The organism is Arthrobacter sp. 01N442 (assembly GCF_056399345.1).
Genome location: NZ_JBFTRD010000008.1, coordinates 25,559 through 51,039, shown reverse-complemented (window position 1 = coordinate 51,039; position 25,481 = coordinate 25,559). Strand labels below are relative to the sequence as shown.

The window sequence follows — 25,481 nt, the reverse complement described above, 5'->3', positions numbered from 1 at the left end:
CGATTGGCCGGCGATTGGCCCGGGGTTGCCGGGGGAGGGCTACAGGGAGCGCAGCACCGATACGACCTTGCCCATAATGACGGCATGGTCGCCCAGAATCGGCTCGTACTGGGTGTTCTGTGGCAGTAGCCAGGTGTGGCCGTCGCGCTGGCGGAAGGTCTTCACCGTGGCCTCGTCATCGAGCAGCGCCGCCACGATGTCACCGTTGACGGCGTCGTTCTGGCGCCGGACGACCACCCAGTCGCCGTCGCAGATGGCGGCGTCGATCATCGAGTCACCCGCAACCTTGAGCATGAACAGTTCGCCGTGGCCCACCAGCTGGCGCGGCAGGGGCATCACGTCCTCCACCACCTGGTCGGCCAGGATCGGACCGCCGGCAGCGATCCGGCCCACGAAGGGCACCATCGCGGTGTCCGTAGCGCTGGCGAGTTCCGAGACGGCAAGGCCGCCGACAGCCCGCAGGCCGCTGGATTTTTCCACGCCTGAAATCTTCGTCGCGCCCTCGTCCAGCGTCAGCGGCATAAGAACTTCCATGGCGCGCGGCCGCTTGGGGTCCCGCCGCAGGTAGCCGAGCTTTTCCAGCTGCGAGAGCTGATGGGTGACGCTGGAAAGGCTGGCGAGCCCCACGGTGTCGCCGATCTCGCGCATCGAGGGCGGGTAGCCGTTGTCCGTCACGGAACGCTGGATGGTCTCCAGGATCTTCTTCTGCCGGACGGTAAGGCTCTTCGGCGCCCGGCCGGTCTGGGTGCCCCGCTGGGTGGCCCTCCCGCCGGCGGCTTGTGCTGCCATGTTCGCCATGCCTTTCATTTCGCCCGGCCGCTGAGGCTGCCGGGACCCTCCGAGCTGAAAATGTCAGACCCCGTTGATCAACTGCTATTCACCAGCACAAGTGGTTGTCCTGTGATTCAAAAATAGGCCAGCCATCAGGGTTTTTCAAACATTTGTTCTAGCGAGTCTCGACAAGGTTCGTTCATAGGTGCTAAAAATGAACAGGCAAGGTTCGAATATGTGTTCGAACACGAGGGTTCGAAGTCCGATGGGGTTTTCGGCTCAGTGTTCGAAGATTCATGCTTCGCGGTTTGGGTTCGAAGGTAAGGCCGGTTGGCGGCAGGTACGTGGAGTACGCCGAGCGGCACATGTATTTCCAGCAACACAGGTATTTCCAGCGACACAGATAAGTCCAGGAGGGCTCAGCTCATGTCAGCAGTAAGCGCTATTTCCGGTTCGTTCGATTCCGTTCCTGCGAAGGCGGCCCCGGCCGCTGCAGCCGGCAAGCAGGCTCCGTTGCGCCTGACCCGCCGCGGCCGATTTGTCTTCTTTGGGCTGCCGCTGCTGCTGTTGGCCGTACTCGTCCTCTCCCTGTCCGGCTTCATGAACTCCCCGGCGAAGGCCGCGGACTCGAACGCGGAGCTCTCGCTCACGCCGACCGTCACCGTCACCGTCCAGCCGGGCGAGTCGCTTTGGGCTATCGCCGGCGCCGTGGCGCCGGAGCGCGATCCCCGTGACGTGGTGGCCGACATCGTTCAGCTCAACAACCTCGGCGCTGCCCGCGTCCTCCCCGGCCAACAGCTGTACGTACCTTCAAAGTAGGCCGTCTGCAGGGGACTGGCGTGTCATGCCGCCGGACCGCCGGCCGACTTTTGGCAGTCACGGTTTCGGGGCCGGGCCGGGTCTCACTTAAACTGGGCAAGTGACTGACCAGCTAGAGCGCCTCAACCGACTGCCCCTCCGGACCAACCTGCGGGGACTGCGCCCCTACGGTGCTCCCCAGCTTGATGTCCCCATCCTGCTGAATGTCAACGAGAACACCCACGGGGTCCCGGCGGACGTCCGCGCCGCCATCGCCGAAGCCGTGACCGAGGCCGCTGCAGGACTGAACCGGTACCCGGACCGCGAGTTCACGGAGCTGCGCGAAGCACTCGCCGAGTATCTCGGCCACGGACTGGATGCGGCGAACATTTGGGCCGCCAACGGCTCGAACGAAGTCCTGCAGCAAATCCTCCAGGCCTTCGGCGGCCCGGGGCGCACCGCCCTCGGCTTCCCTCCCACCTACTCGATGTACCCGCTGCTCGCCGCCGGCACGGACACGGAATACATCGTCGGAGTTCGCGCCGACGACTACGGTTTGAGTGCCGAATCGGCCGCCCGCCAGGTCCGGGAGCTCAAACCCAATGTGGTCTTCCTTTGCTCGCCGAACAACCCCACCGGCACCGGGCTGGGCCTCGACGTCGTCGAGGCGGTCTATGAGGCCGGAGAAGCAAGCCAGACCATCGTCATCGTGGACGAGGCGTACCACGAGTTCGCGCACGACGGCACGCCCAGCGCGCTGACCCTGCTTCCCGGTCGTGAGCGGCTGATCGTCTCGCGCACCATGAGCAAGGCCTTCGCCCTGGCCGGCGCCCGGCTTGGCTACATGGCGGCGGCCCCCGAGGTCACTGACGCCCTGCGCCTGGTCCGCCTTCCGTATCACCTGTCAGCCATTACCCAGGCGACGGCGCTGGCCGCCCTGCGCCACCGCGTTGCCCTGATGGCCGATGTTGAAGACATCAAACGGCAGCGCGACCGGATTGTGACGGAGCTGACCCGAATGGGCCTCAAACCCGCCGCCTCCGATTCGAACTATGTCTTCTTCGGCGGGATCGAGAACCCGCACGAGACCTGGCAGGGGCTACTGGACGCCGGTGTGCTCATCCGCGACGTCGGCATTCCCGGCCACCTGCGCGTGACGGCCGGCACTGAGACGGAAACCACAGCGTTTCTGGAGGCCCTGGAACGGATCCTGACCGGCCACGAAGTGCAGTCCGCCTAGACTTAAGCCAGGACCTACGCACACCGCCCTGTTTGCCGGGCGCCCGCCTCATCCAAAGGACACCAACATGAGCAACACCGGATCAGCCGCTGCCCGGACCGCACGCCTGGAGCGGACCACCAGCGAATCTTCCGTCCTGGTCGAGATCGACCTGGACGGCACCGGCGTCTCGGACATCAGCACCTCTGTGCCGTTCTACGACCACATGCTCACGGCACTGAGCAAGCACTCGCTGATTGATATTACGGTCAAAGCCACCGGCGACACCCACATCGACGTCCACCACACCGTGGAAGACGTCGCCATTACCTTCGGCGAGGTGCTGCGCACGGCGCTCGGCAACAAAGCCGGCATCCGCCGCTTCGGCGAGGCCACGGTCCCGCTGGACGAAGCGCTCGCGCACGCCGTCGTGGACGTCTCCGGCCGGCCCTACCTCGTGCACGCCGGCGAACCCGCCGGCCAGGAGTACCACCTCATTGGCGGACACTTCACCGGATCCCTGACCCGGCACGTCTTCGAGGCCATCACCCTGCACGCCGGAATCTGCCTGCACATGAACGTCACCGCCGGCCGGGACCCCCACCACATCGTGGAGGCCCAGTTCAAGGCCTTCGCCCGTGCCCTCCGGGCCGCCGTGGAGCCGGACCCGCGCGTCGAGGGCATTCCGTCCACCAAGGGCGCACTGTGACCGGCAAGGTGCTCCGGGACGGCGCCATCATCAACCCCGATGCCGCCAAGAAGCCGGCCTCGCCGGAGGGCAAACCCACCGTCACCGTCCTCGACTACGGTTCCGGCAACGTCCGCTCCGCAGTCCGCGCCCTCGAACGCGCCGGAGCCGAGGTCATCCTCAGCTCCAAGCCCGAGGACGTGCTCAACGCCGACGGGCTCGTTGTCCCCGGTGTTGGTGCTTTCGAAACCGTCATGAACGAACTGAAGGCCGTTGACGCTGTGCGCATGATCGGCCGCCGCGTCGCCGGCGGCCGGCCCGTGCTCGCGATCTGCGTCGGGCTGCAGGTGTTGTTCGAAGCCGGCGTCGAACACGGCACCGTCGCCGAGGGCATGGGGGAGTGGCCGGGCAAGGTCGAACTCCTGCCCGCCGAAGTCGTGCCGCACATGGGCTGGAACACGGTCACCGTGCCGGAGGGCTCCCGGCTCTTCGCCGGCGTTGAAAACGAGCGCTTCTACTTCGTCCACTCCTACGGCGTGCAGCACTGGGACTTCGACGTGATCCAGCCACGGATGGCGGCCCCGCTCGTCACCTGGTCCGAGCACGGCGCCCCATTCATCGCCGCCGTGGAAAACGGGCCGCTGTGCGCCACCCAGTTCCACCCGGAAAAATCCGGCGACGCCGGCGCGCGCCTGCTGCGCAACTGGGTGGACAGCCTGCGCGGCGGGAATAAGCCGGGCGCCGAAGCCGGCAACGAATCCGGCGCCGTCCAGGCCGGCATGCCGGAACAGACCGCCTAGATGTGGTCCATAGTCCTGATGGGCCTAGCCGGTCTGCTGGTCGGCGGCGCCCTGTCCTTCCGGCAGCAGAAAAGCCCGCTCTGGGTTCAGATCGTCTTCTATATCCTGGCCGGGATGTCGCTGCTGGCCGCCTGGCTCCTGACCCTGCCGGCTAACTGACCCCTGCCGTGCAACCCACTCCAACACCGTGAGGACCCTACGATGACCACCGAATCCGCACTGCCGGTACTCGAACTGCTCCCCGCCGTCGACGTCGTCAACGGCCAGGCCGTGCGCCTGGTCCAGGGCGAGGCCGGCAGCGAAACCAGCTACGGGACGCCGCTGGAGGCCGCGCTCAACTGGCAGGAACAGGGCGCCGAATGGGTCCACCTCGTGGACCTCGACGCGGCGTTCGGCCGGGGCTCCAACGCCGAGCTGCTTCGCGAGGTCGTCGGCCGGTTGGACGTCAAGGTTGAGCTCTCCGGCGGCCTGCGCGACGACGAATCCCTCGAGAAGGCCCTGGACCTTGGCGTCGCCCGGGTCAACCTGGGCACCGCAGCGCTGGAGAACCCCGAGTGGACGGAACGGGTGATCGAGCGCTTCGGCGACAAGATCGCCGTCGGCCTCGACGTGCGCGGCACCACCCTCGCCGGCCGCGGCTGGACCAAGGAAGGCGGCGACCTCTGGGAGGTCCTCGGCCGCCTCGAAGAAGCCGGCTGCGCCCGCTACGTCGTCACCGACGTCACCAAGGACGGCACCCTGCAGGGCCCCAATGTCGAGCTGCTGCGCCAGATGGTCGAAAAGACCGGCAAGCCCGTCGTGGCCTCCGGCGGCATCTCCAGCCTCGAGGACCTCAAAGTCCTGCGCTCCCTCGTCCCCCTCGGCGTCGAGGGCGCCATCGTCGGCAAGGCCCTGTACAACGGCAACTTCACCTTGCCCGAAGCGCTCGACGTCGCCGGCCGCCGCTAGGCACCCGGCCATGGAACACAGCTCCCAGCCCGCCGGGCGCCAGTTGCCCGGCCATATCGCTGCCGCCCTCGCCGGCGCCGGCGGGGCGACGGACTCGGCCGGGCAACCCTGGGCCGGCCGCAGCCTGAGCGGTGACGACGCCAAGATCCACAACTTCGAGGATGACGACGGCGCCGCCGACGCCGGGTACCTCACGGCGCTGGCGGCCCTCGCCGCCGGCACGGACGGCGAGGCCTCCGTGGTGGCATCCCTGGCGACCGCCCGCGTCTTCGTGCCGATCCTCGCCCAGCTCGCCGAGGAAGGTGAGGCTGTAGCGGATGCACACGGCGGGGAGCTGCACGGGGACAAGCAGGCGGACATGGCGCTGGTAACGCTCAAGGCACCTGACGGCCGGACCGCGCTGCCGGTCTTCACCTCGGCCGCGGCGCTGGCCACCTGGCACCGCGAGGCCCGGCCCGTGGCGGTCTACGCGGCCCGCGCCGCGCTCTCCGCCGTCGCCGAGGGAGCCGAGCTGCTTGTGCTGGACCCCGGCTCCGCCACCACCTTCGTGGTGCGCCGACCGGCCGTCTGGGCGCTTGCGCGGCAGCACGCCTGGACGCCCAGTTACAGCGACCCGGCCGTCGCGGAAGCAGTCGAAGCGGCCGCGGCCGGTGTGCCGGCGCTCCGCCGGGTGGAAATACACCCCGGCGGCGGCGTCGCGTCCGCCCAGGCCGGCGGCAGGGAACTTCCCGGCGGCGGCGCCGGCCCGGAACTGCGGGTGGTGCTGTACCTTGAAGACGGGCTCGACGCCGGTGCGGTGCAGACCCTCGTGGCCGGTCTCAACGACGCCTGGGCCCGGAATGAAACGTTTGCTGAACGGGTTGACTCGATCGAAATCAAGTTGCAGCGCGCAGCTCAATAGCCGACGGCCAGTGCGGAGACTTCCGGGGGCTGCCGAAGGCAGTACTCAAAGGAATGCAGTTTCGTGAATTTCGCGCTTTACCGGGACCTGCTGGCCGTGAGGCCCATCAGGAACCTCCTGCTGGTGGGCATGGTCGCCCGCATCCCGCACTCCGCAGCGGGTGTGCTGCTGACCCTGCACATTGTCCTCACCCTGGGACAGGGCTATGCCGCGGCCGGAGCCGCTGCCGCCGTCATGACGATAGGCATTGCCGTCGGCGCCCCGTGGCGCGGCCGCCGGGTCGATACCGTCGGCCTGCGCAGGGCGCTGATCCCGTCCGTCGTCTCCGAGACCGTCATCTGGTCGATCGTGCCGCACGTCGGCTACCAGCTGCTCCTCCCGCTGGTTTTTGTCGGCGGCCTGTTGACGCTGCCGATCTTCAGCGTCGTGCGCCAATCGCTGGGAATCCTTGCCAGCGGAGAGCAACGCCGCACCGCCTTTGCCCTGGATGCGATCAGCACAGAGCTGGTGTTCATGATCGGCCCCGCCGCAGGTGCCCTCGTCGCCACCGCGGGCTTCTCCGTGCTCGGCCTGACCGTGGTTGGTGTCGCCACCTCCCTGTCAGGACTGTTCCTGATGTGGATCAACCCGCCCACGCGCAGTGCCGTGCCCGACCTGGAACCGGACACGGCGTTTGAGGCCGGCCAGCAGGAGGGGGCAGAGACCGCCCTCGTCGCCGCGGCGCCCGCCCACCTGCAGGAGGCCGCCGCCGAACTGGCGCCGCTGGCCGCCGCGGAACAGCGGCGGCAGGGGCGCGTTGGCCTCCGGCACAAGGTCATTCACAACTTCGCCTGGTTCACGGCCGCCGTGGCGGCGGTCTTTGCCGTCGCAGCCGGCGCGGGCATGGTGCTCAGCGGCACCGACGTCGGCATTGTTGCTGCCCTCCAGACGGGCGGCCACCAGGCTCAAATCGGCATCGTGTTCCTGTTCTGGTGCGCGGCGTCGGTGCTGGGCGGCCTGGTGTACGGCGCCATGCACCGGCCGGTCTCGCCGGTCCTGCTGCTGCTGGGCATGTCCGCGCTGACCCTGCCGATGGCGTTCGCTCAGGACACCTGGACGCTCGCACTGCTCTCGCTGCTGCCCGGCCTGCTCTGCGCGCCGGTGCTCTCTGCCGCTTCTGAAAAAGTCGCGGACCTGGTCGAAGAGGGCCGCCGCGGCGAGGCAATCGGCTGGTACGGCTCGGCCCTCACCGGCGGGGTGGCACTCGGCGCCCCGCTGGCCGGGCTCTTCATCGACGGCGTGGGCCCGGGCGCGGGCTTCGTATCGGTGGGGGTGGCCGGCGTCCTGCTGTGCCTGGTGGGACTGGTGCTTCAACACCGCCGCAGGCGGCGGCTCGGCGCAGCCTGACCAGCTTCACGCGCTGTACTGGCCTAGGCAATTAACGACGACGGCGGCGGGTGGACCGTTCTGGTCCGCCCGCCGCCGTCGTCGTTGGCCGCTGCTTCGGCGGCCGGGTTACCTAGTTGACGGGGCCGGTGTACTTCTCGCCCGGACCCTTGCCCGGTGCGTCCGGAATGGCGGATTCCTCGCGGAAGGCCAGCTGCAGGGAACGCAGGCCATCGCGCAACGGTCCGGCGTGCTGGGAGCCGATCTCGGGAGCCGCGGACGTGACCAGTCCGGCCAATGCCGTGATCAGCTTGCGCGCCTCGTCCAGATCCTTGAGCTCCTCGGCGTTTTCCTCGGCGGCCAAACCGAGTTTCACGGCGGCGGCGCTCATGAGGTGGACCGCGGCGGTGGTGATGACTTCGATCGCGGGCACCTCGGAGATGTCGCGGATCTGCTGGGATACATCGCTCTGGTCGCCGGCCTGGGCGTTGGCAGGCTGGTAAACGTGGGAATTACTGTCTGAAGTGCTCATGCGGTAAGCTTGTCACAGACCGACTGATTGTCGTTATTTTGCAGAAGGCCCACCGTTTGAAGTTGAACGGGACGGTGACACCCGGGCGCGCATGTGCGTTGAACGGGTATTTTTCTGTAGAATTGCTTTTCAGTTTGCAAGCGGAGTTCTCTCCCACCCGCGTCAACCGCGAGTATTCCCCAGGAATCAAGGTTGCCGGGTACCTGGTCGGGCATTCTCCCTAGGCTTAGGCCTGGCGGGAACGCATGCCGCCTCCCCGCGAGGTACGGCAGTTCCGATCTTCGAGGCCTTCGATTGCTCCGGCAATTGAGGGCCTTCTTCATTTGCCGGCGGAGTACCCCTCACGAACACAGGAGCTTTAACATTAGCGAGCCAAGAATCAATGAGCGTATCCGCGTCCCCGAGGTGCGGCTGGTCGGCCCTGCAGGTGAACAGGTAGGAGTCGTCCGTATTGAGGATGCCCTGCGTTTGGCTGCCGAGTCCGACCTTGATCTCGTTGAAGTTGCACCGCAGGCCAAGCCTCCGGTGTGCAAGCTGATGGACTTCGGCAAGTACAAGTACGAAGCTGCGGTCAAGGCACGCGAGGCACGGAAGAATCAGACCAACACGGTCCTGAAGGAAATCCGTTTCCGGCTCAAGATCGACACCCACGACTACGAGACCAAGCGCGGCCACGCCCTCCGCTTCCTCGGCGCCGGTGACAAGGTCAAGGCCATGATCCAGTTCCGCGGCCGTGAGCAGCAGCGCCCCGAAATGGGCATCCGCCTGCTGCAGCGTTTCGCTGACGACGTCGCCGAAGTTGGCGTTGTGGAGTCCAGCCCGCGTATCGATGGCCGCAACATGGTCATGGTGGTGGGCCCGCTGAAGAACAAGGCAGAAGCAAAGGCAGAGGCCCGCCGCGCAACGCAGCGCGCAGAAGCCAAGGCTGAGAACGAAGCCAAGGCAGCCGGCGGCGGCCGCGTTGACACGTCCGCCCCCGAAGCGCCCCTGACGCAGTCCCTGGCCGACCTGCTGCCGGAGGGCTACCAGGTCCGGACCGAGGCCCCCAAGGCTGAGGAAGCCCCGGAAACGGCAGCTCCCGCCGCGGCCGAAGAGGCACCGGCCGAAGCGGCGCCCGCCAAGGAAGAGCCGAAGCAGGAGGCCCCCAAGGCCGCCGAGGCGGCCGCTCCGAAGCAGGCGGCTCCCAAGGCCGCAGCGAAGCCGGCAGCGGCCAAGGCGCCCGCAGCTCCCAAGGCCGCGGCACCGAAGGCACCCGCTGCTCCCAAGGCTGCCGCTCCCAAGGCTGCAGCACCGAAGGCTGAGGCTCCGAAGGCGGCGGCCGCCGAGGCAACTCCGGCTGCCGAGAAGCCTGCTCCGAAGCCTGCTGCGGCACCCAAGCCGGTTGCCCGGCCTGCGGCACCGAAGCCTGCGGCACGGCCGGCGGCCCCCAAGGCCGCTCCGAAGCCGGGCAGCAAGAAGACCAACTAGTTCACGGCTGCCGGACAGCAATGTCCGGCAGCAAGCAACCAGCATGCCGCCCGCAGGGGCGGCTGCACGAAAGACTGCAGACCCCGTCTGCGGATACGTAAGGAGATCGGTTCCCATGCCGAAGATGAAGACCCACAGCGGTGCTAAGAAGCGCTTCAAGCTGACCGGTAGCGGCAAGCTGCGTCGCCAGCAGGCCAACCGCCGCCACTACCTCGAGCACAAGTCCTCCAGGCTGACCCGCCGCCTCGCCGGCGACAAGATCGTCTTCAAGGGCGACGCAAAGGTCATCCGGAAGATGCTCGGCATCTAAGTTCCAAGTTCTCGGATCGATTGCCACCTGGCAGCGGTCCACTACCAAAAAGGCTTCTCAGGCCAGCCGGGTTTTCCGGCAGTAGACGCTTGGGATCAGAATTCTGAAGGAGTACGCACGTGGCACGTGTGAAGAGGGCGGTCAACGCCCACAAGAAGCGCCGGGTTATCCTCGAACGCGCAAAGGGCTACCGTGGACAGCGTTCACGCCTGTACCGCAAGGCCAAAGAGCAGCTGCTGCACTCGTTTGTGTACAGCTACGGCGACCGCAAGAAGAAGAAGGGCGACTTCCGCCGCCTGTGGATCCAGCGCATCAACGCTGCATCCCGCGCCAACGGCCTGACCTACAACCGTCTGATCCAGGGCCTCAAGGCCGCTGAGGTCGAGGTTGACCGCCGCATGCTGGCCGAGCTGGCTGTCTCCGACGCCAACGCTTTCGCCGCGCTGGTGAAGGTCGCCAAGGACTCGCTGCCTGCTGACACCTCCGCTCCGGCCGTCCAGGCCGAGGCTGCTGCGGCTCCCAAGGCTGCGAAGAAGCCTGCCGCCAAGAAGCCTGCTGCCAAGAAGGCTGACGCCGAGGCCGCAAAGTAGTTCCTCCCGCCGTCGCAAGACAGCACCGTTCTAGAACCGGCTGCGAAAGCAACTAAGGTTCTTATATGAACGAAACCGGGCGCCCGCAAGACTTTACCCTTTCCAACCCTCGAGCTGATCGAGTGAGGAAGGTGGCACAGCTTGCCGGGCGCCCGGCCCGTTTAAAGCGCCGCGAGTTCCTCGCAGAGGGCCCGCAGGCCGTCCGGGAAGCCCTGGCCCTGCACCAGAAGCGGATTGCCGCGGGGGAGCCCGGGGTCGTCTATGAGGTGTACGCGAGCGAGGCCTGCCTTGACCGTCATCCCGAGCTGGAGGCCCTCGCGGACGGTACCGCCGCCTACCTCGCCACCGACGAGGTGTTGGCGGCAATGTCGGACACCGTCACCCCCCAGGGCATCCTCGCAGTCTGCGGATTCCTGGACGTCAGCCTCGACCAGGTGCTGGACGCCGGCCCGCAGCTGCTGGCGGTCCTGTGCCAGGTCCGCGACCCCGGCAATGCCGGAACCGTGCTCCGGGCCGCCGATGCGGCCGGTGCCGACGCCGTGGTGCTGACCGCATCCAGCGTTGACATCTACAACCCCAAGGCCGTGCGCTCGACGGCCGGATCGCTCTTCCACCTGCCCGTCGTCCTGGGCGCCGATGTTGAGGAACTGGTGGCCCGCTGCAAGGAACGGGGCATCGGAATCCTCGCGGCGGACGGCCAGGGCCAGCTGAACCTGGACCGGCTCCAGGACGAGAACGCGGCACGGCGCCTTGGTGCGTCCGAGGCCGAATCCGGGTACGCCCTGGAGCAGCCCACCGCGTGGCTCTTCGGCAACGAGGCCCAGGGTCTTTCCGAGGAGGAACTGGCCCTCGCGGACCACCGGGTCGCCGTACCGGTCTACGGAGCAGCGGAAAGCCTCAACCTCGGCACCGCGGCAACGGTGTGCCTTTACGCCAGCGCCCGCTCGCAGCAGCGAACCGCCTAGCCGGCAGGAACTTCGGGAAAACGAACGACGGCGGGGGCCCACCGTTAGGTGAGCCCCCGCCGTCGTTCGTTTTCCGCTGCGGCACTGAAGCCGGGGCGGTACTTGAGAATTCTTATGTGGTCCGGTTGCGTCCGGTGATGGCACCGTAGATGCCGGCTACGACGAGGCCGCCGACAATGGCCAGGATCCAGGAGCCGAGGTTCCAGAATTCCATCTTGCCGCCGCCGAACAGCAGGTCGCCGATCCAGCCGCCGACAATGGCTCCGACGACGCCGAGCACGAGGCTGGTGACCCAGCCGCCGCCGACCCTGCCAGGCATGATTGCCTTAACGATTGCACCTACAATGAGTCCGAGAATGATCCAGCCTAGAAAGCCCATGTCTCCTCCTACATATTCGTCGGCATTCACCTTAGGAATCCCGATTATGGCTTCAAGCTAACACAGCCGTGAACGCGTGTCAGCAACATCACACCCAATCGTTACGTACCGCTGACGGGCCCGCCACGGTGCGGGAGCGGGCCCCGAACGGGTACGGTGTTCCTTGCGGCTTCGGGCCAAAAGCGCTCCCCGCACGTCCCCCTGAAAAACCTCCTGAGGAGAAGCTCTCTTGGCTGCAAACGGCGGTACCAAGGCGATTGTCGCGGCGTTGGCCGCAAACCTGACGATCGCCGTCCTTAAGTTCATCGCGTTCATCCTGACGCTGTCCTCGTCGATGCTCGCGGAGGCCATCCACTCGCTCGCGGATTCAGGGAACCAGCTGCTCCTGCTGGTCGGCGGCAAGCGCGCCAAGAAGGAAGCGAGCCCCGAGCACCCGTTCGGCTACGGCCGGGAACGCTACATCTACGCGTTCATCGTTTCGATCGTGCTCTTTTCCGTCGGCGGCCTGTTTGCGCTCTACGAGGCCTGGGGCAAGATCCAGCACCCGCACGGCATTGAGGGTGACTTCTGGTGGGTCCCGCTGGCCGTACTCGTCGGCGCCATCATCGCCGAGTCCTTCTCCTTCCGAACCGCCATCCGCGAATCCAACCCGCTGCGCGGCAAGCAGAGCTGGGTCCACTTCATCCGGAACGCCAAGCAGCCGGAGCTGCCCGTGATCCTGCTGGAGGATTTCGGCGCCCTGCTGGGCCTGGTCTTCGCGCTCTTTGGCGTCAGCCTGACGCTGATCACCGGTAACGGTATCTGGGATGCCCTCGGAACCGCGATGATCGGCCTGCTGCTGGTGGCGATCGCGGCCATCCTGGCGGTGGAAACGAAGTCCCTGCTGCTGGGCGAGTCCGCCACCAAGGCGGACGTCGCAAAGATCCGCGGTGCCATCGAAGCCGACGGCACCACCATCATCCACATCAAGACCATGCACCTGGGCCCGGAGGAACTCCTGGTCGCGGCCAAGATCGGGATTGGCGCGGCCGAGTCGGGCCGGGACATCGCGGCGGCCATCGACGCCACCGAAGTCCGTATCCGGGAAGCCGTGCCCACTGCGCGGGTGATCTACCTGGAACCGGACGTGCAGCGAGTCAGCGCCAACTAGCTCACCCGCTCCACCCGTTTCACCCGTTTCGCCCTGGGGCCGCTGGCCCGGAACCGCATCGCGCGGCTACCGGACCAGCGGCTTCCTGCGTTCCACCGCACCACTGAGGACTGCGACGCCGAGGCCCAGGATGGCCAGTACCGCGCCGACGAGGGCGGGTGCCACATAGCCCCAGCCCCAGGCGATGACGAGGCCGCCGAGAAACGCGCCCAGGGCGTTCGCCACGTTGAGGGCCGCGTGGTTAAGCGAGGACGCCAGCGACGGCGCGTCGGGGGAGGCGTCGAGGAGCCGGGTCTGCAGTGCCGGAACGAGCATGGAGCCGGCGGCGCCCACGACGAAGACCATCACGTACGCGGACCAGGGCCAGTGCACGGCCACGGCGTAGACCACGAGCGCCACGGCGACGCCGGGCAGCACCCAGTAGATGGTGCCCATCACGGACTTGTCAGCGATCCGTCCGCCGACGATGTTGCCGGCCACCATGCCCACCCCGTACAGCGCGACGACGAGCGGCAGCCACTCGGAGGGTATGCCGGCCACCGACGTCATGGTGTGGGCGATGTAGGTGTACGTGGCGAAGAATCCGCCGAAGCCGACCACGCCGATCAGGACGGCAAGCCAGACCTGCAGCCGTTTGAGCGCTCCGAGTTCGCGGCGGATGCTCGCGTCGGCATGGGGTTCCTGGAACGGCACGAACTTCCAGAGCATGGCCATGGTCAGGATGCCGATCAGGCCGACCAGCAGGAAGAGCAGCCGCCAGCCGAAGTTCTGGCCCAGCCAGGTCCCGAACGGCACGCCGATGACGTTGGAAACGGTGAGGCCCGCCATCACCATGGAGATAGCCCAGCCGCGCCGGGTCGGGGCCACGAGGGATGAGGCGATTACCGCGGCGACGCCGAAGAAAGCGCCGTGCGGCAGCCCGGCGGCGAAGCGGGACACCAGCATGGTGCCGTAGTCCGGGGCAATGAAGGAACTGAGGTTGGCGAGGCTGAAGAAGAGCATCAGCCCCAGCGCGAGGTACTTGCGCGGAAGCTTGGCCCCGACCGCGGCCAGGACCGGCGCGCCGACCACCACGCCCAGGGCGTAGGCGGAAATCAGGTGTCCGGCCTCCGGAGTCCCGATGCCCAGGCCATGCTCCACCTCCTTGAGCAGGCCCATCATGGTGAACTCGGTGGTGCCGATGCCGAATCCGCCCATCGCCAGGGAAATGATGGCGAGGGCGAGGTGGCGGGTGCCGGCTTTAGGCATTGCGGGGGCGTCTTTGGTGGTTGTCATCCGTCTGCTTCTCGGGGAACGATCCCGGCGCTGGCCGGGAGAATGCGGCGTAGTGGTTCGGCATGGAGCCGCTGTGCAGGTAACGCGGGGCCCAGGCTCCGGTATTCCGACGCTGTACGCCAGGTCTCCCATCATTCTCTCCCGGAGGCCGACGGCGCCGCGCCCCTAGACTGGTGGACGTGACTGAACTCATCAACGTCGTCGGCGGCGCAGTAGTGGATTCCCTGGCCGCCCCCCGGTCCCTCCTGGTGGCAAGGCGGACCGCGCCGCCCCAGTTCGCCGGCATGTGGGAGTTCCCCGGCGGCAAGGTGGACCCCGGCGAAGCTCCGGAGCGTGCGCTGCACCGGGAATTGCTGGAGGAACTCGGCGTGGAGGTCCGGCTGGGGCCGGAGCTGGCCGCCGAGGCGCCGGCCGGCTGGCCGCTCAACGGCAAGGCTGTTATGCGGGTGTGGTTTGCCGAGCTTGCTGCCGGCACGCCGCAGCCGCTGGAGGACCACGACGAACTGCGCTGGGTGGCACTGACGGACCGGCAGGAAGTCCTCCGCTTGCCGTGGATCCCGGCTGACCTGCCGATCGTGGAGGCGCTCCTGGCAGCCGTCGCGGCAGAACCCTCGCCAAACTAAGGGCTCTGTGGCTACGCTGGGGCGAACCGAGAGGAGCCGGGCGTGCAGGTGGGGGTCAGACGGGAACAACGTGCGGGGGAGCGCCGGGTTGCGGCCACCCCCGAGACGGTGCAGCAGCTCACCGGCCTGGGCCTGTCGGTGCTGGTGGAATGCGGTGCAGGCGTCGAGTCCGGCTACGGTGACGCCGATTACGAGGCCGCCGGCGCCAGCCTCACCCCGGATCTTCCGCTGGACGGCGTGGATGTCCTGCTGCACGTCCGGCCGCTCAGCCCTGATGTGGCCGCCATCCTGCGGCCCGGCACCGTCACCATCGGGTTTGCCTCACCGGCCTCGGAGCTGCCAACCGTGGGCGCCCTCGCCGCCGCCGGGGTGACGTCTTTCGCACTGGAACTCGTGCCCCGGATCTCCCGCGCCCAGTCCATGGACGCGCTCAGCTCCCAGTCCCTGGTCGCCGGCTACCGCGCCGTACTGGAAGCGGCGCTGCGCTACCCGAGGTTCTTCCCGCTCTATATGACCGCCGCCGGGACCATCCCGCCGGCCAGGGTGCTGGTCCTCGGCGCCGGCGTCGCCGGCCTGCAGGCGATCGGCACCGCGAAACGGCTCGGCGCCCGGGTCTCGGCGAACGACATCCGCGCCGCCTCCGCCGACGAGGTCGCCTCGATGGGCGGGACCTTCATCAATCTGGAGCTCGATACCCGGGCTGCAGACACGGCCGCTGAAGGCAGCGGCGGCTACGCCAGGGAACTCGGCGAGGACCGGGCGGCTCGGCAGCGTGCCCTGCTGGCGCCACACGTAGCCTCGGCGGACGTGCTCATCACGACGGCGGCGATCCCGGGCCGGGCCGCCCCGCTGCTCGTCACCGCGGACATGGTGGCCGGGATGCGGGCAGGATCCGTCGTCGTGGACCTTGCCGCCGAGTCCGGCGGCAACGTCGAGGGGGTGATCGCCGGCCGGGACGTCCTGGTTCCGGTCCCGGGCGGCGCCGTGACGCTGGTGGGGATGCAGGACGCGGCGTCGGCCGTTGCCTCCGACGCCTCCCGGCTGTACGCCAAGAATGTCGCCAACCTCCTCGCCCTGATGACCCTGGACGGCAAGGTGATCCCGGACTTCGACGATGACGTCATCTCCGGGGCGTGCCTGACGCACGACGGCGCCGTCCGGCACGCCGGCACGGCGGCAGCGATGGAGGCGCACAACTGATGAATGCAGTCACGTTACTCACGGTGGTGGTCCTCGCCGTCTTCGTCGGCTTCGAAGTCGTTTCCAAGGTCACCAGCAAGCTGCACACCCCGCTGATGTCCGGCGCGAATGCCATCCACGGCATCATCCTGGTCGGCGCAGTCATCGTGGCGGGCCAGGCCGGCGATCCCTGGCTGCTGGCCGTCGCACTGCTCGCTGTGGTCCTCGCGACCGCCAACCTGGTCGGCGGATTCGTCGTCACCGACCGGATGCTGGAGATGTTCGGCCCGCGGAAGGCCGCACGCCGGGGCGATGCGGCCGGAGCGGGCACCGGCCGCACGGGGGAGGACGGCAAATGAGCATCCTTGCCCCGGCGTGGACCGCACTTTTCTACCTGGTGGCGGCGGTCTGTTTCATTCTCGCGCTGAAGGGCCTCAGCTCGCCCCGGACCGCCCGGCGCGGCAACGCCATCGGCGCCGCCGGGGCCGCGGTGGCCCTGGCAACCGTGTTCCTCTCCGCCCGGCTGGACAACATTCCGCTGATCCTGGCCGCGATCGCCGTCGGCGCCGCCCTCGCCGTCCCGGTCGCCCGGCGCGTGCAGATGACCCAGATGCCGCAATTGGTCGCCCTGTTCAACGGGGTCGGCGGCGGCGCGGCCGCGTTGGTCGCGGTGCTGGAACTTGGCCACAGCGAGGAGCCCTGGGTGCGGCTGGCCGTGGTCTTCACCATGCTGGTCGGAGCGGTGTCCTTCGCGGGCTCGGCCGTCACGATGGGGAAACTGCAGGAGCTGATCAGCACCCGGCCGTTGCTCTTCCGGGGCATGCCCGCCGTGATGCTGGTGGTCCTTGCGGGCGCCCTGGCCGCCGGCGGGCTGGTTGTGCTTTCGGGTTCGCCGGCCTGGGCCGGGGCGTTGCTGGTGCTGGGCCTTGCCGCGGGGCTGCTGCTGGTGCTCCCGGTGGGCGGCGCCGACGTGCCGATCGTGATCTCGCTGCTCAACGCCTTCACCGGCCTCGCCGTCGCCGCGTCCGGGATCGTCCTCGGCAACGTGCTGCTGCTCGTGGCCGGGACACTCGTGGGGGCCAGCGGCACCATCCTCACCAAGGTGATGGCCTCGGCCATGGGCCGCGGCGTGGCCGGCATCATGTTCGGCGCCTTCCGGGGCGGATCCACTGCGGGTTCGACCACCGTCAGCGACCGTCCGGTGCGCTCCTCCTCGGCCGAGGACGTCGCCGTGCAGCTCGGCTACGCCCAACGCGTCGTGATTGTGCCGGGCTACGGCCTCGCCGTCGCCCAGGGCCAGCACACCGTCGCCGAGCTCGCCACCGCGCTCACAGCCAGGGGAGTGGACGTCGTTTTCGCCATCCACCCCGTGGCCGGACGGATGCCCGGGCACATGAACGTGCTGCTGGCGGAGGCGAACGTGCCGTACGAGTCGCTCCGGGAACTCGACGAGGTCAATCCGGAGTTCGCCAACACCGACATCGCCCTGGTGGTGGGCGCCAACGACGTCGTCAACCCCGCCGCTAAGTCGTCCCCCGGCTCGCCGATCTACGGGATGCCGATCCTCGAGGTGGTCCAGGCCCAACAGGTGGTGTTCCTGAAGCGATCGATGCGCCCGGGCTTCGCCGGAATCGAGAACGAGCTCCTGCATGATCCCAGAACCACCCTGCTGTTCGGTGACGCCAAGGATTCGCTCTCGAAGGTCCTCGGCGCGGTAAAGGTCCTCTAGGCCGCCGCACGGGTCGGCTATCGGATCCGTCAAACAGGTCCGTCAGAAGAGCGTCGGTTGCGCCGCCCGTGGCCCTGCTCCGGCGCCGGCAGCGGCAGCCCGCTGGGCGGCCGGGTCGGGGATGCTGCCGGCCGGGTACTGGGCTTCCTCTTCCCGGGGATCATCGTCGAGATCCCGGTGGCTGAAGCCCGAGGAGCCGAGGAAGCCGTGCCGGGACCTGAAGTACCTGATCCGGCCGGACAGCCAGGCGCGGTATTCCTTGGAGGCGTAGGATCCGCTGCCGTAGAGCCGGCGATACTTTCCGGCGAGCTGCGGGTGTTCCCGGGCGATCCATTGCATGAACCATTCGCGGGTGCCCGGTTTCAGGTAGAGGGCGCCGGCCGTGACACCGGTGGCGCCCGCGGCGGCGAGTGAGCCGAAGAGGGAATCGAGGGCTTCGTCGGAATCCGAGAGCCAAGGCAGGATGGGCATCGCCATCACGCCGCAGGGGAGCCCCGCCTCGCGCAATCGGGAGACCAGCTTCAGCCGGGCACGCGGGCCTGGCGTGCCGGGTTCCACGGCCTCGGAGAGCCGCTCGTCGGTCATGGCGAGGGAGATCCCCACGCCCACCGGGACCTGGGCGGCGGCGTGCTTGAGCAGCGGGATGTCCCGGGCCAGAAGCGTGCCCTTGGTCAGGATGGACAGGGGGGTACCGGAGTCCGCCAGGGCGCCGATGATGCCGGGCATCAGCTGGTACCGTCCCTCGGCGCGCTGGTAAGGGTCCGTGTTGGTGCCCAGGGCCACGTGCTGGCGCTGCCACGAGGGCTTGGCGAGTTCCTTGCGCAGCACCTCGGCCGCATTGATCTTGACCACCACCTGGCTGTCGAAGTCCAGGCCGGCGTCGAAGTCCAGATAGGTGTGGGTCTTGCGGGCGAAGCAGTACACGCAGGCGTGGCTGCAGCCACGGTACGGGTTTACCGTCCACTCGAAGGGCATCCGGGAACCGGCGGCCACCTTGTTGAGCACCGATTTGGCAGTGACCTCATGGAAAGTGACCCCGGCAAACTCAGGGGTGGAGACGGTCCGGACCAAACCGGCCAGCGGCAGCAATGCCGGAGCGGCCGGTCGCGCGGCGGCAACGGCGTCGGGATCGACGGCGAGGGTTTCACCGCTCGGCCTCAGTGCTTGCGCGTCCCATCTCATGGATACATTCGAATATATGTTCGATCTTAAGTCAAGGACCACGGGCCGGCTCCTTCGCTTCCTGCCCACGCGCACCGGTGCACGTTTCGAGGAGGCGGATCACTCATCCCTGCGGGGGAACTTCCTCCTCATCGGGTAGGAACTCAGCCGAATTGCGGCACTGGGCTGCGGGAGCCCGGGCGCCGCCGGCTTCCACTCGGTGATCAAGAACGCGGCGTTGCTAGGCTGGGCCCATGATTCTCCTGACCGGCTTCGAACCCTTCGGCGGCGAAACTACGAATCCGTCCTGGACCGCCGCGCGCGGGGCGGCCGCCCTGCTTCAAGCCGAGGGCCACGAGGTCGCGGCGGTGGAGCTGCCCTGCGTCTTTGGCGACGCCATCGCCGCCCTGCGCGCCGCCTTGGCCGAGCACCGTCCGGACGTCGTGGTCTGCGCCGGCCAGGCCGGCGGCCGGCCCCGCATCTCGCTGGAACGGATCGCGATCAACTGCGACGACGCGCGGATCCCGGACAATGCGGGCAACGCCCCGGTTGATGAGCCCGTGGTGCCCGGGGGCCCGGCGGCCTACTTCAGCACCCTGCCGGTGAAGGCGGCCCTGGCGGCGCTGGGCGCGGCAGGGATCCCGGCCGAGGTGTCCCAGACAGCCGGAACGTACGTCTGCAACCACGTCTTCTACGGCCTGATGCACGCCCTGGCGTCCACCCCGGCGGTACGCGGCGGCTTTGTCCACGTCCCGTTCGGGCCGGATCAGGTTGCCCCGGGCAGCGGGCTCGTATCGCTGCCGCTGGAACAGATGACGCAGGCGCTCGCCGTCGTCGTCCGCACCGCGCTGGCGACGACGGCGGACCTCAAGCTCGCCGGGGGCGCCACCCACTAGGGCGACCCGGAAGCAACGCCAGGCCGGGCGGGTGAGCTGAGACGGTCAGTCCAGGAGTTCCCAGACCACGTCGACGGCGGCCGTGACGCTGGCGCCGCCGGCTTCGACGGTTAGTGGCTCGGAGGCCGCAACGCGCTGCATCTTGGCCAGCGGGATGGGCGCAGCCGTCCCGGGCTGCTGGGTGACGGAGAGGGTCCTGCCGAGCCGGGCGCCCGCCAGCGAGGCGAAGTGCTCGGCCGCTGTGCGGGCATCGTTCCATGCAGCCTCCCGGGCGCGCACCTCCAGCAAGGCTGGGTCCGCAAATCCGAGCTCCAGGCCGTTGAGCCGCACATCGTCGCCGCCGGCCGCGACCGCCGCGGCAATGACGGACGAGGCGGACGCCAGCTCGCGGAGCCGGACACTCAGCGTGCTGGAGGCGAGATAGCCCGAGACGAGCTGCCCGCGGCCCTCCTGCCAGCTGACCTCGGCCCGCACGTTCAGCCCCGATGTCGTGATGTCCGTGTTCGCCACGCCATGGCCCCGCAGCGCGGCCGTGATCGCGGACGAGGCGTGCGCGGCGTCCCCGTACGCCGCGTCGACATCGGCGCGGCGGCATTCGACGCCGATGGAGAGGGTCAGCAGGTCCGGCGCGGCTTCGGCCGTGCCGGATCCGGTGACCGAGATGGACCGGGGAGTTTCCGTCATGTCATGCCTCGTTCTCTTTGGGTGCCGTGCCGCGAGTGGCCGCGGGGGAGTGTCCGGGCGACTTCCCGGGGAGCGGCGGGTAGCCGCCGGCCTGGAGTCCGGCGTGCCGCTCGAAGAAATTGGCGGATCCGGGGTTGCCTGTCCGGAGCAGGGACCAGGCTGCCGCCAGGAAGTACAGCGGCAGGAACGGGACGCCCAGGCACCAGGCATACTGGGTGCTGTGGCGCTCTTCGTGCCCCAGCAGCACCGGGTTTGCGAGGGCCTCCTCCGGCCCGCTCCGGTACAGCACCACGTTGCCCACGGTGAACGCCGCCGCGAACGGCAGGCGCCAGCGGTAGCCGGTGGCGAGGAGCAGGCCCCGGGGCCCGCGGTGAACTCGGGTCCCGGCGCAGGCGGCCAGCAGCAGCCCCAGCGGGGTCGACGCATTCAACACATTGGCAAGCTGCCGCAGCCGCTGTCCGGAGGTCATGAGGCCATGGTAGCCGGAGGAGCCGCGGTGCCCGGAGGGCCCCGTCCGTCACGTTCGGGCGCCCGGACGCGTTCAACTAGACTGGACGGGAGTGCCCGCCGGGAAGGTTCGGTGGGCCCTGACCTTGGTCCTTGCCCTTGTCGATGACGGGTGCGCGCCGGCGGATACCGCCCGCGGGTGCGCCCGCCGTTGGCACCACCCGACTCGTAGCTAAGAACAGTAGATGACTGAAACTTTGCCGGGCGCCGCCGTCCCGAACCCGCTGGACGAAGCCGCCATCACCGCCGCCGTAGACCAGGCCGTCGCCGCCATTGCCGCCGCGTCGACTCTCGACGAACTCAAGGCCGTGCGACTGGCCCACACCGGGGAGAAATCCGCGCTGAGCCTGGCCAACCGTGAAATCGGTGCCCTGCCCAAGGACCAGAAGGCCGCCGCCGGCAAGCTCATGGGAGCCTCCCGCGGACGCGTCAACAAGGCGCTCGCGGACCGCACCGTGGAGCTCGAGGCGGAGAACGACGCGCGCATCCTGGTCGAAGAGACCGTGGACGTCACGGCGGCTCCCCGCCGTCGTCGAGCCGGCGCACGCCACCCGCTGTCCACGCTGCAGGACCGCGTCGCGGACATCTTCGTCGGCATGGGCTGGGAGATCGCCGAGGGCCCCGAGGTTGAATCTGAGTGGTTCAACTTCGACGCACTGAACTTCAAGCCGGACCACCCGGCCCGCGAGATGCAGGACACCTTCTTCGTGGAGCCGCCCGAGGCCCACCTGCTGATGCGCACCCACACCTCCCCGGTGCAGGTCCGCTCCATGCTGGAGCGAGAGGTGCCGATCTACGTGCTGTGCCCGGGCAAGGTCTTCCGCACCGACGAACTGGACGCCACGCACACCCCGGTCTTCCACCAGTTTGAGGGCCTCGCGATCGACAAGGGCCTGTCCATGGCGGACCTGCGCGGCACCCTGGAGCACTTCGCCCGCCAGATGTTCGGCGAGGAGGCCCAGATCCGGCTGCGCCCGAACTACTTCCCGTTCACCGAGCCGTCCGCGGAGCTGGACATCTGGCACCCCGGGGCCAAGGGCGGTCCGCGCTGGATCGAGTGGGGCGGCTGCGGCATGGTCAACCCCAACGTGCTGCGCGCCGCCGGCATCGATCCGGACGTTTATTCAGGTTTTGCCTTCGGCATGGGCATCGAGCGCACCCTCATGTTCCGCAATGAGGTCGGCGACATGCGCGACATGATCGAAGGCGATGTACGTTTCAGCGAGCACTTCGGGATGGAGATCTAACAGTGCGTATCCCACTTTCCTGGTTGCGTGAGTTCGCAGCCGTACCGGCCGGAGCGACGGCCGAAGACGTCATGGCTGACCTCGTCAAGGTCGGTTTCGAAGAAGAAGCGGTCCACCGCCCCACGGACACCCTCCAGGGACCCATCGTGGTGGGCCAGGTCCTGAGCCTCGTCAAGGAGCCGCAGTCCAACGGCAAGACGATCAACTGGTGCCAGGTCCGGGTCGTCCCCGAAGGCCAGCAGCAGACCCTCACGGGCGACGGCATCGACCCCTCCGGCGTACAGGGCATCATCTGCGGTGCGCACAACTTCGTGGAGGGCGACAAGGTGGTGGTCACCCTTCCGGGCGCCGTGCTGCCCGGCGACTTCCGCATCTCCGCCCGCAAGACCTACGGCCACCTCTCCGCCGGCATGATCGCCTCCGTGCGGGAACTCGGTATCGGTGAGGACCACGACGGCATCCTGGTGCTCTCCCGCATCGGCCTGGACCCGGAAATCGGCACCGACGCCATGGAGCTGCTGGGCCTCTACGACCAGGCCGCGGAAATCAACGTCACCCCGGACCGGGGCTACGCCTTCTCGATCCGTGGCGTCGCCCGGGAGTACGCCCACGCCACCGGCACGTCCTTCACCGACCCGGCGTCTAAGGTGCAGGCCCCCGCGGACCTGGCCGGCGGCTACGGCGTCAAGCTCAATGACGATGCGCCGATCTACGGCAAGCCCGGATGCGACCGCTTCGTGGCCCGGACCGTCCGCGGCGTCGACGCCACGAAGCCGACCCCGCCGTGGATGACCTCGCGGCTCCGGCTCGCCGGCATCCGGTCCATCTCGCTGCCGGTGGACATCTCGAACTACGTCATGCTGGAACTCGGCCAGCCCACCCACTGCTACGACCTCGACACGCTCTCCGGCGACATCGTGGTCCGGCGGGCGGCGGCAGGGGAGAAGATCACCACCCTGGACGCCAAGGAACGCACGCTCGACGCCGAGGACCTCCTCATCACCGACGGTTCCGGTGCGATCGGCATTGCCGGTGTGATGGGCGGCGCCGCCACCGAGGTGTCCGACTCCACCAGCAACGTCCTGGTCGAGGCCGCGCACTTCGACGAGGTGTCGATTGCCCGGTCCCGCCGTCGCCACAAGCTCCCGTCCGAAGCCTCCAAGCGCTTCGAACGCGGCGTTGACTGGCACATCGCCGGCGTGGCCGCCCAGCGGGTCGTCGACCTCTTGATTGAGCTCGCCGGCGGCACCGCCGATGAGGCCGGGACCGACGTCGGCACCGCGCCCGACGCCGTCGCCGTCGACCTGCCCGCCGCCTTCGCCGCGGAACGGATCGGCATCGACTTCACCGAGGAACAGATCCTGACCTCGCTCCAGGACCTCGGCGCGGTCGTCGAAAAGACAGGCACCGGCTACCGTGTCACGTCCCCGAGCTGGCGCAATGACCTGGAAACCAAGGAAGACCTCTCCGAGGAAATCGCCCGGCTGGTCGGCTACGACAAGATCCCCGCGACCCTGCCGGTGGCACCCCCGGGCCGCGGCCTGACCCGCGTGCAGCAACAGCGCCGCCGACTCATCCAGGCCCTGGCCGATGCGGGCCTTACCGAGGTGCTCGCGTACCCGTTCGTCTCCAAGGCCGCCAACGACACCTTCGGGGCCCCGGTTGCCGGCGCGGAACGGAAGGCGCTCAAGCTGGCCAACCCGATCAGCGAGGAGCAAGGCTACCTGCGGACCTCCATCCTGCCGGGCCTGATCGAGGTCGCTAAGCGCAACCACTCCCGCGGTTTCCGCGACCTGGCGCTGTTCGAGTCCGGGCTGGTCTTCCTGCCCGGCGACACGCTGGGTACGGCTTCGATTCCGCCGCTGGGCGCCAAGCCTGCCGATGAGGTGCTGGACGGCCTGTACGACGGCGTCCCGGACCAGCCGCTGCACCTCGCCGCAGTGCTGACCGGCCACGATTCCCCGGCCGCGCCGGCGCACGCGCCGCGGGCCTGGGACTGGGCCGACGCGCTGGACATTGCCCGGCTCGCCGGCGACGTCCTCGGCGTCGAACTCGTGGTCAGCAAGGGCCAGCACCAGGCCTTCCACCCCGGGCGGGCCGCACAGCTGGCGCTCCGCAGCGGCGAAGTGGTGGGCTACGCCGGCGAACTGCACCCGAAGCTGCTTGCGGCGCAGGACATGCCGGCCCGCTCGGTGGCGCTGGAACTGAATGCCGACGCGCTCTTCGAAGCCGCTGCCGACGTGATTGTCGCCCGGCACATCTCCACCTACCCCGTGGCGACCCAGGACGTCGCCCTCGTGGTGGCAGCCGATGTCGCGGCGGACGAAGTGCTGGCCGCCCTGCGCGAGGGTGCGGGGGAGCTGCTCGAGGAGGTGTCCCTGTTCGACGTCTACGCCGGCAAGGGCATCGAGGATGGCAAGAAATCGCTCGCCTTCAACCTGCGCTTCCGGGCCGATGACCGGACGCTGACCGCGGATGAGGCCTCGGCCGCCCGCGACACCGCGGTTGCCGCCGCGCACGAGCGGTTCGGCGCCGTTCAGCGATAACCGGTGCAGCGCTAGCAGCCAACTCCGGAAGGGCGGGACCATGACATCGCAGCTGGTGGTGCGCTCGGTCCCGCCCTTCCGCGTACCCGGAGTACCTTCACCGTCCGGCGCAGCTCCCGCCGCGGCCGGATTCGGCGCCGCCGTGGACGACGCGGCAGCTGGGCTGCTGGACAACGTCGAGCTCGGGCGCGCCGCGGAGATGCAGCCCGGCCCGCGGGCGGCGTTCCTGGCCGGCAGGCTGGCCCAGCGACGGTTCGCGGCGGAGCTGCTGGACGTGCCGCTGGCCTCGCTCACCGCCGTCTACGACTGTCCGCAGTGCGGCCCCGGAAGTCCGCACGGCCGGCCCGGCTACACCCGGAACGGGGCACCGGTGCCGCTGCTGCTCAGCCTGTCCCGCAGCGCAGGCTGGACCCTGCTGGCCGCCGTGCCTGATCCGGAACCCGGGCTGCGCCTCGGCGTCGACGTCCAGGACCCGGCGGGCGCCGACTTTGACGGCTTCGACCGGGTGGCGCTCAGCCCGGCGGAACGCCGGAGCCTGCGCGGCCTGGCCGGGGCGGGCTTGCTGTCCGCCCGTGCCCGGCTGTGGGCACGCAAGGAGGCCTGGCTCAAGCTGTGCGGCACCGGGTTGCTGACAGCGCCGGACACCGTGGAGGTGCTGGACCGGCCCGGCATCCGTGACCTGGCCCCGGCGGAATCCGGGCTGCCCGCGCGGTTTGCCGCTGCTCTGGCCCTGTCTTCGGGCCCGTAGCGA

Annotated in this window: 28 protein-coding genes; 21 read left to right on the top strand and 7 right to left on the bottom strand. The window is 68.6% G+C overall.

The features are described 5' to 3' along the window. Positions 1–39: 39 nt before the first annotated feature. The gene (lexA, locus tag AC1DNC_RS15640; RefSeq protein WP_476863452.1) at positions 40–789 is read right to left on the bottom strand and encodes a transcriptional repressor LexA; all 750 of its coding nucleotides are present in this window, start codon (positions 787–789) and stop codon (positions 40–42) included. Between the two features lie 408 nt (positions 790–1,197). On the opposite strand from lexA, the gene AC1DNC_RS15635 reads away from it, so the two are divergent. The 8 genes from AC1DNC_RS15635 to AC1DNC_RS15600 all read left to right on the top strand — a co-directional run bounded on the left by AC1DNC_RS15635 (position 1,198) and on the right by AC1DNC_RS15600 (position 7,511). After that, a complete protein-coding gene (locus tag AC1DNC_RS15635; protein ID WP_476863451.1) occupies positions 1,198–1,590 on the top strand; it encodes a LysM peptidoglycan-binding domain-containing protein in 393 nt (130 codons plus the stop codon). 100 nt (positions 1,591–1,690) lie between these two features. Beyond that, on the top strand, positions 1,691–2,809 hold the full coding sequence (locus tag AC1DNC_RS15630) for a histidinol-phosphate transaminase (protein WP_476863450.1): 1,119 nt from the start codon (positions 1,691–1,693) through the stop codon (positions 2,807–2,809). Positions 2,810–2,876: 67 nt separating this feature from the next. After that, a complete protein-coding gene (gene hisB / locus AC1DNC_RS15625) occupies positions 2,877–3,497 on the top strand; it encodes an imidazoleglycerol-phosphate dehydratase HisB (RefSeq protein WP_476863449.1) in 621 nt (206 codons plus the stop codon). Continuing rightward, the gene (hisH, locus tag AC1DNC_RS15620) at positions 3,494–4,276 is read left to right on the top strand and encodes an imidazole glycerol phosphate synthase subunit HisH (RefSeq protein ID WP_476863448.1); all 783 of its coding nucleotides are present in this window, start codon (positions 3,494–3,496) and stop codon (positions 4,274–4,276) included. The genes hisB and hisH overlap by 4 nt, the downstream gene beginning before the upstream one ends. Next, complete coding sequence (locus tag AC1DNC_RS15615; protein WP_476863447.1) at positions 4,277–4,435, top strand: hypothetical protein; 159 nt, start codon at positions 4,277–4,279, stop codon at positions 4,433–4,435. Between the two features lie 42 nt (positions 4,436–4,477). Next, the gene (gene priA / locus AC1DNC_RS15610; protein ID WP_476863446.1) at positions 4,478–5,224 is read left to right on the top strand and encodes a bifunctional 1-(5-phosphoribosyl)-5-((5-phosphoribosylamino)methylideneamino)imidazole-4-carboxamide isomerase/phosphoribosylanthranilate isomerase PriA; all 747 of its coding nucleotides are present in this window, start codon (positions 4,478–4,480) and stop codon (positions 5,222–5,224) included. A gap of 10 nt (positions 5,225–5,234) precedes the next feature. Continuing rightward, a complete protein-coding gene (locus tag AC1DNC_RS15605) occupies positions 5,235–6,125 on the top strand; it encodes an SseB family protein (protein ID WP_476863445.1) in 891 nt (296 codons plus the stop codon). A gap of 63 nt (positions 6,126–6,188) precedes the next feature. Next, a complete protein-coding gene (locus tag AC1DNC_RS15600) occupies positions 6,189–7,511 on the top strand; it encodes an MFS transporter (protein WP_476863444.1) in 1,323 nt (440 codons plus the stop codon). 112 nt (positions 7,512–7,623) lie between these two features. On the opposite strand, the gene AC1DNC_RS15595 is transcribed toward AC1DNC_RS15600, so the two are convergent. Beyond that, entirely contained in the window at positions 7,624–8,022 is a 399-nt protein-coding gene (locus AC1DNC_RS15595; RefSeq protein ID WP_476863443.1) for a DUF1844 domain-containing protein, read from the bottom strand. 405 nt (positions 8,023–8,427) lie between these two features. On the opposite strand from AC1DNC_RS15595, the gene infC reads away from it, so the two are divergent. From infC to AC1DNC_RS15575, 4 genes are all read left to right on the top strand, one after another. Next, positions 8,428–9,489 (top strand): translation initiation factor IF-3, encoded by a 1,062-nt coding sequence (infC, locus tag AC1DNC_RS15590; protein WP_476863442.1) that lies wholly within the window; start codon positions 8,428–8,430, stop codon positions 9,487–9,489. A 115-nt stretch (positions 9,490–9,604) separates the two neighbouring features. Next, positions 9,605–9,799, top strand: coding sequence for a 50S ribosomal protein L35 (gene rpmI / locus AC1DNC_RS15585; RefSeq protein WP_009358635.1), 195 nt, complete (start codon positions 9,605–9,607; stop codon positions 9,797–9,799). A gap of 119 nt (positions 9,800–9,918) precedes the next feature. Next, a complete protein-coding gene (gene rplT / locus AC1DNC_RS15580; RefSeq protein WP_476863441.1) occupies positions 9,919–10,389 on the top strand; it encodes a 50S ribosomal protein L20 in 471 nt (156 codons plus the stop codon). Positions 10,390–10,454: 65 nt separating this feature from the next. Then, positions 10,455–11,354 carry a TrmH family RNA methyltransferase gene (locus AC1DNC_RS15575; RefSeq protein WP_476863440.1) on the top strand — a complete coding sequence of 300 codons (900 nt, stop codon included), beginning with the start codon at positions 10,455–10,457 and terminating at the stop codon, positions 11,352–11,354. A gap of 112 nt (positions 11,355–11,466) precedes the next feature. Here AC1DNC_RS15575 and AC1DNC_RS15570 read toward each other — a convergent pair whose 3' ends face one another. Then, positions 11,467–11,733, bottom strand: a complete 267-nt coding sequence (locus AC1DNC_RS15570) for a GlsB/YeaQ/YmgE family stress response membrane protein (RefSeq protein ID WP_056740672.1) — start codon at positions 11,731–11,733, stop codon at positions 11,467–11,469. Positions 11,734–11,962: 229 nt separating this feature from the next. On the opposite strand from AC1DNC_RS15570, the gene AC1DNC_RS15565 reads away from it, so the two are divergent. Further along, positions 11,963–12,883 carry a cation diffusion facilitator family transporter gene (locus AC1DNC_RS15565; protein WP_476863439.1) on the top strand — a complete coding sequence of 307 codons (921 nt, stop codon included), beginning with the start codon at positions 11,963–11,965 and terminating at the stop codon, positions 12,881–12,883. Between the two features lie 66 nt (positions 12,884–12,949). On the opposite strand, the gene AC1DNC_RS15560 is transcribed toward AC1DNC_RS15565, so the two are convergent. Continuing rightward, positions 12,950–14,158, bottom strand: a complete 1,209-nt coding sequence (locus tag AC1DNC_RS15560; RefSeq protein ID WP_476863438.1) for an MFS transporter — start codon at positions 14,156–14,158, stop codon at positions 12,950–12,952. A gap of 179 nt (positions 14,159–14,337) precedes the next feature. Here AC1DNC_RS15560 and AC1DNC_RS15555 point away from each other — a divergent pair, with 179 nt between their 5' ends. The 4 genes from AC1DNC_RS15555 to AC1DNC_RS15540 are packed head-to-tail and all read left to right on the top strand — an operon-like array spanning position 14,338 to position 17,689. After that, positions 14,338–14,781: a (deoxy)nucleoside triphosphate pyrophosphohydrolase gene (locus AC1DNC_RS15555; RefSeq protein ID WP_476863437.1), complete on the top strand. Its 444-nt coding sequence runs from the start codon at positions 14,338–14,340 to the stop codon at positions 14,779–14,781. Between the two features lie 42 nt (positions 14,782–14,823). Continuing rightward, entirely contained in the window at positions 14,824–15,981 is a 1,158-nt protein-coding gene (locus AC1DNC_RS15550) for a Re/Si-specific NAD(P)(+) transhydrogenase subunit alpha (RefSeq protein WP_476863436.1), read from the top strand. Continuing rightward, entirely contained in the window at positions 15,981–16,319 is a 339-nt protein-coding gene (locus tag AC1DNC_RS15545) for an NAD(P) transhydrogenase subunit alpha part 2 (RefSeq protein ID WP_476863435.1), read from the top strand. Before AC1DNC_RS15550 ends, AC1DNC_RS15545 begins: the two co-directional genes overlap by 1 nt. Continuing rightward, on the top strand, positions 16,316–17,689 hold the full coding sequence (locus AC1DNC_RS15540; protein ID WP_476863434.1) for an NAD(P)(+) transhydrogenase (Re/Si-specific) subunit beta: 1,374 nt from the start codon (positions 16,316–16,318) through the stop codon (positions 17,687–17,689). Before AC1DNC_RS15545 ends, AC1DNC_RS15540 begins: the two co-directional genes overlap by 4 nt. Before the next feature lie 42 nt (positions 17,690–17,731). On the opposite strand, the gene AC1DNC_RS15535 is transcribed toward AC1DNC_RS15540, so the two are convergent. Beyond that, on the bottom strand, positions 17,732–18,871 hold the full coding sequence (locus tag AC1DNC_RS15535; RefSeq protein WP_476863433.1) for an Rv2578c family radical SAM protein: 1,140 nt from the start codon (positions 18,869–18,871) through the stop codon (positions 17,732–17,734). Positions 18,872–19,104: 233 nt separating this feature from the next. Here AC1DNC_RS15535 and pcp point away from each other — a divergent pair, with 233 nt between their 5' ends. After that, a complete protein-coding gene (gene pcp / locus AC1DNC_RS15530) occupies positions 19,105–19,746 on the top strand; it encodes a pyroglutamyl-peptidase I (protein ID WP_476863432.1) in 642 nt (213 codons plus the stop codon). Positions 19,747–19,791: 45 nt separating this feature from the next. Here pcp and AC1DNC_RS15525 read toward each other — a convergent pair whose 3' ends face one another. Both AC1DNC_RS15525 and AC1DNC_RS15520 read right to left on the bottom strand, forming a co-directional pair. Further along, entirely contained in the window at positions 19,792–20,430 is a 639-nt protein-coding gene (locus AC1DNC_RS15525) for an SIMPL domain-containing protein (protein WP_476863431.1), read from the bottom strand. 1 nt (position 20,431) lies between these two features. Continuing rightward, the gene (locus AC1DNC_RS15520) at positions 20,432–20,899 is read right to left on the bottom strand and encodes a hypothetical protein (protein ID WP_476863430.1); all 468 of its coding nucleotides are present in this window, start codon (positions 20,897–20,899) and stop codon (positions 20,432–20,434) included. Between the two features lie 223 nt (positions 20,900–21,122). On the opposite strand from AC1DNC_RS15520, the gene pheS reads away from it, so the two are divergent. From pheS to AC1DNC_RS15505, 3 genes are read left to right on the top strand one after another with little or no spacing between them, the layout of a single operon-like run. Further along, positions 21,123–22,184: a phenylalanine--tRNA ligase subunit alpha gene (pheS, locus tag AC1DNC_RS15515; RefSeq protein ID WP_476863429.1), complete on the top strand. Its 1,062-nt coding sequence runs from the start codon at positions 21,123–21,125 to the stop codon at positions 22,182–22,184. A 2-nt stretch (positions 22,185–22,186) separates the two neighbouring features. Beyond that, on the top strand, positions 22,187–24,730 hold the full coding sequence (gene pheT, locus AC1DNC_RS15510) for a phenylalanine--tRNA ligase subunit beta (protein WP_476863428.1): 2,544 nt from the start codon (positions 22,187–22,189) through the stop codon (positions 24,728–24,730). Between the two features lie 40 nt (positions 24,731–24,770). Beyond that, positions 24,771–25,478, top strand: coding sequence for a 4'-phosphopantetheinyl transferase family protein (locus tag AC1DNC_RS15505; protein ID WP_476863427.1), 708 nt, complete (start codon positions 24,771–24,773; stop codon positions 25,476–25,478). The last annotated feature ends 3 nt before the right edge of the window (positions 25,479–25,481 follow it).